Raw genomic sequence first — 10,323 nt, 5'->3', positions numbered from 1 at the left:
TCTCCCTTCAGTTCCGGCCGGTCACCGTGTTCCGTGCCGCCTCGTATTCGCGCACCAGCCGCGCGATGATGTCCGCGGCAGGTTCGATGGCGCGGGATTGGCCGACTGCCTGGCCCGCGCTGTAGACATCCTTCCAGGCTTTCGGTCGGTCTGGATCATCCTTGGAGCTCATCCGCCTCGGCTCTGCCCGCCGCGCCTCGTCCAGTTCCACCCCGACCGTCGAGACGCTTTCGGAGAGGTAATTGGCGTGGGTGCCCGAGAACATCGGCGTGTAGATGATACCGTCGGCCTCGGCGCGGGTGATCATCTCCTTGTGGGGATGGGGAGCGATGGCCTCTTCGGCGGGAATGAACACGGTCCCGGCATAGGCGAAATCGCAGCCCAGCACTTCGGCGGCCAGAACCGCGCGGCCGTTGGCGACAGCGCCCGACAGAACGAGCGGGCCGTCCCAGAAGTCCCGGACCTCCTCGACAAGCGCGAACGGGCTGAGCGTGCCGGCATGTCCGCCGGCGCCAGACGCCACAAGTATCAGCCCGTCCACCCCCGATTTCGCGGCTCGGCGTGCGTGGCGGGCCTTGATGACGTCGTGAAAGACGAGCCCGCCATAGCCGTGCACCGCCTCGACCACCTTGTCGGGCGCGGAGAGCGAGGTGATGACGAGCGGCACCTTGTGCTGGACGCAGGTCGCAAGGTCGGCCTCGAGCCGGTCGTTATATTCGTTGACGATGAGATTGACGCCATAGGGCGCGGGCGTCTTGCCGGTCTTTTCAGCGAACTCGGCGCAGCGTTTCTCGATCTCGGTCAGCCAGATGTCGAGCTCTTCCGCCGGGCGCGCGTTCAGCGACGGGAACGTGCCGACGACCCCCGCACAGCACTGCGCGACAACCAGATCGACGCCGGAGGCGAGGAACATCGGCGCGCCGATAAGTGGCAGCGACATGTACGTTTTCATCTCGGCGATGCGCGCGGCGGCGTCGGTCATTGAAACTCCTGTTCAGCTGTCGCGGGAGGCTCGCGCCTCGAAGGTCGCGGTCCCGTCGCGTTTCTCGAGCCAGTAGCGGCCCTCGTCCTTGTGGATCCGTACGGGCTGCCCGGCAATCAGCGGTGCAAGGCCGCGATAGGCAACGCTCAAACCTTCCGCCCCGAGATCCCGGGCGGCAGCATTGATGAGAAGCGTTGCCTGGATCGGTCCATGTACGACGAGCCCGGCATAGCCTTCGGTCTCTGTCACGTAGGGGTGGTCATAGTGGATACGGTGCCCGTTGAAGGACATGGCCGAATAGCGAAAGAGCGTCACGGGCCCGGCCACGAAGTCATCCTGCCCCGGCGCGCCCTCCCCGCCTGCGCCTTTCGGCGTGTCGCTGCGGGCGTCGGGGCGATAGACGATGTCCTGGCGTTCTTCGATCACCCGCGTTGTGCCGACCGTGAGAACATGACGCACGCTCACGAAGACCAATGGACCGGAGCGTCCCTCTTTCGTTTTGAGGCTCTCGATCCGGGAGGTGCGCGTTACCTCGTCGCCGACGCGGATCGGCGCGTGGAACGTGACCTCTCCACCCGCCCACATCCGATTCGGGAACGGCACGGGGGGCAGAAACCCGCCGCGCTTGGGATGCCCGTCGGGGCCGAGTCCGCCCTCAGGCACCGCAGGCGGCGCGAGACACCAGTGAAGGCCCGGAGGCACCGCATCGCCCTCGCTCAGAACCCAATCGCCGAAAGTGGCGGCGAACCGCTCCGCAAGGCCCGGCGTGATGATGTCCTGCGCCACCTCCTCGCGGCCGATCCAGGTTTCGAGATGCGGGATATCGAGATCGGCAAGCGTGGTCATGACAAAGCCCTCGCGCGGTCAAGAATGCGGCGCGCCTGCTTGAGCACCGGCACGTCTACCATTGCCCCGTCCACGAGGGCCGCGCCGCCATCGGCGGACGCCGCGATCACGCGCTCCGCCCAATCGATCCGCTCTTTTTTCGGTCGGAAAGCGCTGCGGGCCGGTTCGATCTGGTTGGGATGGATCAGGAGCTTGCCACCGAAACCCATCTCGTGGCTGTGGCGCGCATCCTCAACGATGATGTCCGGATCGCGCGTCGCCGTCGTCACCCCGTCGAGCGGCGCGGGCCGCCCCGCCAGCCGGGCGGCCTGCACGATCTGGCTGCGGATCGGGAGGAAGGCCATGTGCGTGTTCTCGCAGCCCATATCTGCCGAGAGGTCGATGGAGCCGAAAGCGAGGCGGTCGGTCGCTTCGGCAAGCTCGGTCATGCGCGCGACACCGCGCACCGTTTCGACAAGACCGAGGATCTTCTGGCCGGGGTTCAGCGCCGCGCGCAGGTCGGAGATCTGCTCGGGTGTTTCGGCCTTGGGCAGCACCACCGCATCGAACCCGGTCGCGCGGGCAAACGCCACGTCGTCGCGATACCATTGCGTGCCCGGCGCGTTGATCCGGAGCATGAGCGTCACGGTCCGGTCGCTCGGCAGAGCGTCGCGCGGAATGCGGCGCACGGCGCTCTTGAGGTCCGAGGCGACCGCGTCCTCAAGATCAATGATGACGCTGTCGGTTCCCGACGCGCAGGCCTTGGCGAACCGGTCGGGGCGGTCAGCCGGCACGAAGAGCGGGAAGCTCAGCGTCGCGAAACTGTCGAGAACCACGTCCATCACTCCTCAGAAACTCCGTGGCATGCCGAGGATATGCTCGGCGACATAGGACAGGATGAGGTTCGTCGAGATCGGGGCAACCTGGTAGAGTCGCGTTTCGCGGAACTTGCGCTCGACGTCGTATTCTTCCGCGAAGCCGAACCCGCCGAAGGTCTGGATGCAGGCATTGCCCGCCCCCCACGAAGCATCGGCTGCCAGCAGCTTGGCCATGTTCGCCTGCGCGCCCGACGGCTCCATCGCGTCGAACCGGCGGCAGGCTTCGAACCGCATGAGGTTCGCTGCCTCGACATGGGCGAACGCGCGGGCAATGGGGAACTGGATGCCCTGGTTCTGGCCGATGGGCCGCCCGAAGACCTGCCGCTCCCCGGCATAGCGCGACGCCTGGTCGACGAACCAGTAGCCGTCTCCGATGCATTCCGCCGCGATCAGCGCGCGTTCGGCGTTGAGCCCGTCGAGGATGTAGCGGAAGCCTTTCCCCTCCTCGCCGATCAACGTGTCGGCGGGGATTTCCAGATCATCGAAAAAAAGCTCGTTCGTCTCGTGTCCGACCATGTTCGGAATGGGTTTGACGTCCATCCCCTTGCCGATCACTTGATCAAGCTCCAGCAGGAAGACCGACAGCCCCTCGGACTTGCGCTGGACATCGGCCAGCGGTGTCGTGCGCGCCAGCAGGATCATCAGGTCGGAATGCTGCACGCGGCTGATCCAGACCTTCTGCCCATTCACGACGTAGCGGTCGCCCTTGCGCACGGCGGTGGTCTTCAGCTTGGTCGTGTCGGTGCCGGTCGTGGGTTCGGTCACGGCCATCGATTGCAAGCGCAGATCGCCCGAGGCGATCTTGGGCAGGTATCGTGCCTTCTGCTCGTCAGAGCCGTGGCGCAAGAGCGTGCCCATATTGTACATCTGCCCGTGACAATGCCCGGCATTGCCGCCGCAGCGGTTAATCTCTTCCATGACGATCGAGGCTTCAGTAAGCCCCAGGCCCGATCCGCCGAACTCTTCGGGGATCATCGCGGCAAGCCATCCGGCCTTTGTCAGCGCGTCGATGAACTCCTCGGGATATGTCTCCGCAGCGCCATGCTTGCGGTGATACTCCGCCGGGAATTCAGCGCAAAGCGCGCGCAGGGCATCGCGCAGGTCGTCATGCTCGTCAGGCGCAGAGGTCTTCACGTCTCAGTCTCCCTTGCCCGTCGCGTCGGGCCCGTTGTTTTTCAGAATCTCCTCCTCGGCGCGCAGCCAGATCTCTGCCGATATCGGGTTTTCGCGCTCTTCGAGGATGTGGCCCACGAGACCGATGGACCGGCCCATGACCCCAAGACCGCGCACGATGTGCCACGGCAGGCCAAGTTCGCAGGAAATCGCCCCAATCGCCCCCGTGGCGTTGATCGGCAGCGACTTGCTGCGCGCGGCCTCGGCCCGTTCCTGAACCTTCTGGATGAGCGCGATGTAATCGCCCGAGAGCCCGTTCTCCGCCGCGATCTCGAACAGGCGCGGCGTGCGTGGATCGACGGGCTTGTGCACCGGATGGCCGAGGCCAGGGATGATTTGCCGGCGCTCGGCGAAATCGGCAACGAGACGGTCCGCGATGGCGTCGAGGTCCGGATCGGTCACGCCGTCCAGCGCCTCGGACAGCATCTTCGCGGCGCCTTCCATCGAGCCCACGAAGACCGTGCCGAGCCCCGAAAGCCCCGCCGCGACCGCCGCCTGCAACGCCTCGGGCGCGCCGAGATACGTCATCCGTGCAACAAGCGCCGACGGCGTCAGACCATGCTCCACCAGCGTGACGACGATGGCGTTGAAGACGCGGCTTTCCTCGGGGCTTGGTTTACGATGCTTGAGCAGCAGAAAGGCCAGATCGCCGAGATTCATCTCGCCCAAAATCTCGGACGGCAGATCGAGGCCGCGCACGTTGATCTCGTCCGGCGTGCTCCAGCCGATCTCGGAGGTGAGGTTCTCCTTGCGTTTCGCCATAAGCGTTGCGCTCCTTCGTTTCAGGTATGGATCGGGGCCCCGGTCACGGCGCGCACGGCCTCGAGGTCATTGCCCTTGGCAAGGTCGACGAGGCGGAACCCCTCGGGCGTCACGTCGAGGACCGCGAGGTCGGTATAGACGCGACTGACGACACCGAGGCCGGTCAGCGGATAGGTGCAGCGCTCAAGGAGCTTGGGGCTGCCATCGCGGTTCTGGTGCCGCATCATCACGAAGATGGTCTTCACGCCGGCGACAAGGTCCATCGCGCCTCCGACCGCAGGCGGGAACTTCTCGTCGAGCGTCGCCCAATTTGCGAGATCGCCGTTCTGCGCCACCTGGTAGGCCCCGAGGACGGCGATATCGATATGCCCGCCGCGCATCATCGCAAAACTGTCGGGATGGTCGAAATACGCCGCGCCCGGCGCGGCGGTGACGTAACGCTTGCTCGCATCGATGAGCTCGACATCCTCTTCGCCTTCGGGCGGGGTCGGGCCGACACCGATGATGCCGTTCTCGGAATGGTAGATCACCTCGCGCCCCTCGGGCACGTATCCCGAGACATGGGTCGGCTTGCCGATCCCGAGATTGACGTAAGAGCCGTCGGGGATGTCCTCGGCCACGCGGGCCGCAAGCTCGGCATCGCTGAGACGGGTCAGCTGTTCGGCGACATCGCTCATGGGCGCACCTCGTATTCCACGACGCAATCGACAAAGATGCCGGGCGTCACGACGGTTTCGGGATCGAGCGGATCGGCAGACAGCGCGCGCACCTCGGCGATGGCATGATCGGCGGCCATCGCCATCACCGGGTTGAAGTTGCGCGCCGTGGCGTGGAAGCCGAGATTGCCCCACTTGTCGCCACGCGCCGCCCGAATGAGCGCAAAATCCGCGGGCAGCGGGGCCTCCATGACGTAGCCCTGCCCGTCGATCTCCCGCACCTCCTTGCCCTCGGCGAGGCGCGTGCCGTAGCCGGTGGGCGTCAGGAAGCCGCCGATCCCTGCGCCCGCCGCGCGGATACGCTCGGCGAGCGTGCCTTGCGGGACGACCTCGAGGTCGATCTCCCCGGCCTCGTAGCGCTTCTCGAACCAGATCGAGCCGGGAGAGCGCGGATAGGAGCAGATGACTTTCGCCACCCGGCCCGCCTTCAGAAGCTTGGCGATCCCGGTCTCTCCGGCCCCGGCATTGTTGGAGATGATCGTCAGGTCGGTCGCGCCCTGCTCCAGGAGCGCGTCGATCAGTCCGAACGGGATACCCGACGATCCGAACCCGCCGATCATGACCGATGCACCGTCAGGGATCGGGGCAACTGCGGTGGCAAGACTGTCTGCGCGTTTGTCCATGCTGTCCTCAGGCGTTCGCATCGCCGCGGCGGCGCTGCATCAGAAGGTTGAAAGCGATCACCGCGACCAGGAGGCTGGCGCCGATCAGGCTCGTCGTGAGCTCCGGGAAGATGATCAGAAGTCCGCCCGCGCCGAAGACGACGCGGCTCGGAAGGTCGATCCGGCCGACCCGGTAAATCCAGCTTTCGAAAGCGGAGGTGATCGCCCAGAGCGCGATCAGCGTGATGAACACGCGCTCGGCGATGTTCACCCAGCTGCCCACCATGATGAGCGCCGGATCGTACACGAAGATGAACGGCAGCACGAAGAGCGGCAGGCCCAGGCGCATCGCCGTAAAGCCTGTCTGCATCGGCTTGGAGCCCGCGACATTCGCCGCGGTGATCGCGGCCAGCGCGACGGGCGGCGTGATGTAGCTCAGCATGCCCCAGTAGAGGATGAAGAGGTGGCTTGCGATCGGGTTGAGCCCCGCCTGCACCAGCGCAGGGGCGAGCAGGATCGACAGGAAGATGTAGCAGGCCGTGACCGTCATCCCCATGCCGAGCACAAAGCTTGTGACTGCGCCTGCGATCAGCATCAGCGCGGTATTACCGCCCGCATAGAGGAGGAGTTCGCGTGAGAACGCCCCTGCGACGCCGGTATAGGACAGACCGCCCACGACAAGACCGATCCCGCACAGGACCGCGACGAGGTTCGCGACGTTACGGGCGACATCGAGCAGCAGATCCCTGGCGCGCGTCAGCGTGAGACGCGTCTCGCGGTTGAAGGCCGTTGCGATCAGCATCACCGCCGAGGCGTAATAGGGAGACCGCGCCTCGAGCCGCAGCCCCATCAGCACGAAGATCAGCACCGCCAAGGACAGAAGATAGGGCCAGCCGCGAAGGAGCACGGGCAGGATGTCGGGCGTCTCGCTGCGATCGAGCCCGTGCAGGCCGCGCCGGGCGGCGAACATATCCACCTGAAACAGGAGCGCCGCGTAGAAGAGGAGCGCCGGAATGACCGCGGCGATGACAATGGTCGAGTATTGAACGCCGAGGAAAGAGGCCATGACGAAGGCCACCGTCCCCATGACCGGCGGCATCAGCGTCGCGCCGGTGGAGGCGCAGCTCTCGATCGCGGCGGCGTAATTCGCGGGGTAGCCCACTTTCCGCATCGTCGGGATAGAGAACGGCCCCGAGGTCAGGATGTTGGAGATCACGCTGCCCGACAGCGAGCCGAGGATGCCCGAGCCCATCACGGCGACCTTGGCGGGTCCACCCCGGCTGTGCCCCAGAAGCGCGGAGGCGAGTTCCATGAAGAAGTCGCTGCCCTTGGTGATGACAAGCACCGAGCCGAAGATCACGAAGCCGATGACCAGTTCGGCCACGACCTGCATCGGGATGCCGATGATGCTCTCGACACCGAGGACGTGGGCACGCACCGTCTCGATGGGCGCGAATTGCGTCCCCCAGAGAAAGCCCGGCATGTGCCCGGCATAAAGCGGAAAGGTTCCGAACAGGAGCGCTGTCGCAAGAAGGATCGGCCCGCCCGCGCGGCGCACACCCTCAAGCACGAGCACGATCAAAATCGAGGCCATGATGTCGGCCATCAGCGGCGCGTCGTATTCCCAGCCCTTCTGGATGATATCGAGTCCGTGGAAACCGAGATAGCCCGCACTGACCAGCGCGAGGATCGCGAGTAGCACGTTCAGCCAGATCAATCGTCCGGTCAGCGACGTCGAGATCGGGAGAGTCAGGAATGCCGTCGCGAGGAAGATGCCGATCAGGTAGTAGAGATAGGAATTCCCGAGCGGCTGGAAACCGAAGATATTCAGAAGAAACTGCTGGTTCACCGCCAGAAGGACGCCGAGCGCGCCAAGGATCATCACGCAGATCCGGACGGCCTTGTGGCGGCGCGGCAGCGGGGCATCGTCCTCGGCGGCGGCAAGATGTGCGGGGGCTGCGAGGGGTGCGTCGTCGGCACCGTCGCGGTCGCTCTGAGACGTCATGGGAGATCCTGAACAGGCGAAAAAGCATGTCCCCGGCGCGGGCGCCGCGCCGGGGGATGATGAGAGCGCGGCTTAGTTCATCGAGGAGATGACTTCGCTCCGGCGCTCCATCCAGGCTTCGGCGAATTCCTCGTCGGACATATCGCTGTTCTCCGAGGAGAAGCTGTCCCAGGCCTCGACCAAGGCGTCCATGCGCGCCTGGCGCTGGTCGTTCCAGGCCTGGTCCTCTTCGGTCCAGATGCCGATCTCCTCGAGGTAGCGGATCGCGCCTTCGTGGAACGGAATATCGATCGCCGGCTTGCCCGAGCGCTCGAGCGTCCAGCGCGACATCGCCGCGGTGCCGTCCTTGTACATATCGAAGGTCTCGTCGAGCGCCTTGATAAAGGTATAGACCTCGTCGGCAGACTTTTCGGCCGTCGTGGTGATGACCGGATAGCGGTAGGCCGCCATCTTGGCCGTCTCGCCTTCCGCAAGGCCCGCGGCCACATCCTCTTCGGACGGGCTCATGATCGGCAGCACTTCGAGAAGCTGGTCCCAGCCTGCATCATTGCCCGGCTCGAGGGGCGCGTAGTGAATGCCGCGCGGGCTCTCGGCCAGCTCGTAGAGTTGGCTGGTCGTGGGCGTGGTGCAGGTGGCATCGGCCTCGTTGCGCGTCATCGAGGACATCGCGGCACTGTAGGTCGGGAAGGTGATGACCTCGACATCGTCGAGCGTCAGACCACCGAAAGCGAGGATCGCCTCGCATTTCACATTGACCGACGGGTTGCCCGCGACAAAGGCGATGCGCTTGCCCGCGGCGTCCTCGACCGTGTCGATGCCTGCGTCACCCGCCGCGATGAGCGTGATGCCCGCCGGGCGCCCCGCGACAGCGCGCAGCTGGTGCGGACCCCAATCGGGCGTTGCGAAATCATATGCGCCCTCGCCGATGAAGAAAGCCTCGGTCGCGAGGAATGCGTAGTCCGCACGCCCTTGCAGAAGCGGCTGCAGACGGCCGATGCCGCTGCCCGAGGGCTGGATACGCACGCGCGTGCCGTATTCCTTGCCGAAGGCGTCCGCGATGGCCGACGCTTCGGCGTAGCCGGCCGAACCCACATCGTAGGACGTCCAGACCATCGTATCCGGCATCTCCTGCGCGTGAAGCGGTGCTGCGGCCATCAGCGCGGCCGCGGCGACGCCGAGTTTCATTCTGACGTTCATGATAATGTCCTCCCTTACATTCAGAGCGGGGCCCCTGAGCGGTCCGGCCTCCTCTGCCGAACCTGCGCCGCAAGACGCGTCTCTCGCGGGGGTTTGCCCTTGACGTGAAGGTGTCGGGTCGTAGCCTATGACACAAATGCATTATTCATATATCAGCGATACCGAAACGGCATGTAATGGATATCCGGCAACTTCGTAACTTCGTCCAGATCGTCGAGCTGAGCAGTATCACGGCGGCGGCAGAGCGTCTGAACATCGCACAGCCCGCTCTCAGCCGGCAGGTCAAAGCGCTGGAGGACGAGCTTGCCGTGCCGCTCCTGCGGCGTCATGGACGAGGCGTCATGCCGACAGAGGAAGGCCTGCGCCTTGCCGCGCGCGCCCGCGTTATCCTCGAGGATATCGACGATCTCGCGACGGACGTCTCCGGCGCGCAAAAGACCCTTTCAGGAACGATCACGCTCGGGCTGCCTCCCACCGTCGCGGAGGTGCTGGCCACCCATCTCATCGAACGCACGATGGAGACGCATCCGGAGGTGAAACTCAGGATCGTGTCGGGCTTCTCGGGTCACGTTCAGGATTGGTTGATACGCGGCGCAATTGACCTCGGCGTTGCCTACGAGGGCCAGAAAAGCTCCGCGATCAAGAGCCAAGCCATTATCATGGAACAGCTTTTCCTGATCCAACGCGGAGAACAGGAAGGCGTGCGCGACGGCACCCCCATCACGGCGAGCGAGGCGCTGGCCCAGCCTCTGATCTTGCCCAATCCCGAACACGGGCTTCGCAAGCGGATCGACCAGATCGCGTCCGACCAAGGGATCGAACTGGATGTCCGGCTCGAGATCGACATCCTCCCGACCATGCTGGCCTTCGTGGATCGCGGGCTCGGCGCGACGATCCTGCCGCTGATGTCGGTGAACGAGCATGTCGCCTCGGGGCGGCTCATCGCGCGGCCGATCATCCGCCGCTCCATCGATCGCACGCTGATCCTCATGACGCCTTTGAACCGGCCCGCCTCGCGGCTGAGCGCGGGGTTCTCGGACTTCCTGATCGAGGAGGTGCACCGCCTCTCCGCATCGGGAGCGTGGCCCGGCACGACGTTGTAGAGCATCTCATGCCTCAAGGGCATGTCTGAAATGCTCGATGCGTCGTTGCGGCATGGGTTGGGTCCTCGTACTCTGGAACC

General features: G+C 65.1%; 10 protein-coding genes. 1 reads left to right on the top strand and 9 read right to left on the bottom strand.

The window, feature by feature from the left end:
* Positions 1-7: 7 nt before the first annotated feature.
* From FIU91_RS06710 to FIU91_RS06670, 9 genes are all read right to left on the bottom strand, one after another.
* Positions 8-982 (bottom strand): nitronate monooxygenase family protein, encoded by a 975-nt coding sequence (locus FIU91_RS06710; RefSeq protein ID WP_254702055.1) that lies wholly within the window; start codon positions 980-982, stop codon positions 8-10.
* 12 nt (positions 983-994) lie between these two features.
* On the bottom strand, positions 995-1,828 hold the full coding sequence (locus FIU91_RS06705; protein ID WP_152461902.1) for a MaoC family dehydratase N-terminal domain-containing protein: 834 nt from the start codon (positions 1,826-1,828) through the stop codon (positions 995-997).
* Positions 1,825-2,649, bottom strand: coding sequence for a CoA ester lyase (locus tag FIU91_RS06700; protein ID WP_152461901.1), 825 nt, complete (start codon positions 2,647-2,649; stop codon positions 1,825-1,827). The genes FIU91_RS06705 and FIU91_RS06700 overlap by 4 nt, the downstream gene beginning before the upstream one ends.
* Positions 2,650-2,655: 6 nt before the next feature.
* Positions 2,656-3,819 (bottom strand): acyl-CoA dehydrogenase family protein, encoded by a 1,164-nt coding sequence (locus tag FIU91_RS06695; RefSeq protein WP_152461900.1) that lies wholly within the window; start codon positions 3,817-3,819, stop codon positions 2,656-2,658.
* A 3-nt stretch (positions 3,820-3,822) separates the two neighbouring features.
* On the bottom strand, positions 3,823-4,620 hold the full coding sequence (locus tag FIU91_RS06690; RefSeq protein ID WP_152461899.1) for a citryl-CoA lyase: 798 nt from the start codon (positions 4,618-4,620) through the stop codon (positions 3,823-3,825).
* A 20-nt stretch (positions 4,621-4,640) separates the two neighbouring features.
* Complete coding sequence (locus FIU91_RS06685) at positions 4,641-5,297, bottom strand: 3-oxoacid CoA-transferase subunit B (RefSeq protein WP_216651632.1); 657 nt, start codon at positions 5,295-5,297, stop codon at positions 4,641-4,643.
* On the bottom strand, positions 5,294-5,959 hold the full coding sequence (locus tag FIU91_RS06680) for a 3-oxoacid CoA-transferase subunit A (RefSeq protein WP_093013846.1): 666 nt from the start codon (positions 5,957-5,959) through the stop codon (positions 5,294-5,296). The genes FIU91_RS06685 and FIU91_RS06680 overlap by 4 nt, the downstream gene beginning before the upstream one ends.
* Before the next feature lie 7 nt (positions 5,960-5,966).
* On the bottom strand, positions 5,967-7,943 hold the full coding sequence (locus FIU91_RS06675) for a TRAP transporter fused permease subunit (protein ID WP_216651631.1): 1,977 nt from the start codon (positions 7,941-7,943) through the stop codon (positions 5,967-5,969).
* A 72-nt stretch (positions 7,944-8,015) separates the two neighbouring features.
* On the bottom strand, positions 8,016-9,140 hold the full coding sequence (locus tag FIU91_RS06670; protein WP_093013849.1) for a TAXI family TRAP transporter solute-binding subunit: 1,125 nt from the start codon (positions 9,138-9,140) through the stop codon (positions 8,016-8,018).
* A 176-nt stretch (positions 9,141-9,316) separates the two neighbouring features.
* Between FIU91_RS06670 and FIU91_RS06665 the strand changes: the two genes are divergently transcribed.
* On the top strand, positions 9,317-10,243 hold the full coding sequence (locus tag FIU91_RS06665; protein ID WP_093013852.1) for a LysR family transcriptional regulator: 927 nt from the start codon (positions 9,317-9,319) through the stop codon (positions 10,241-10,243).
* Positions 10,244-10,323: the final 80 nt, after the last annotated feature.

This window comes from Roseivivax sp. THAF30, from assembly GCF_009363575.1.
GTDB lineage: Bacteria > Pseudomonadota > Alphaproteobacteria > Rhodobacterales > Rhodobacteraceae > Roseivivax > Roseivivax halotolerans.
Note: the sequence above shows the minus strand (reverse complement) of the source record. Positions and strands in the feature narration are given on the sequence as shown.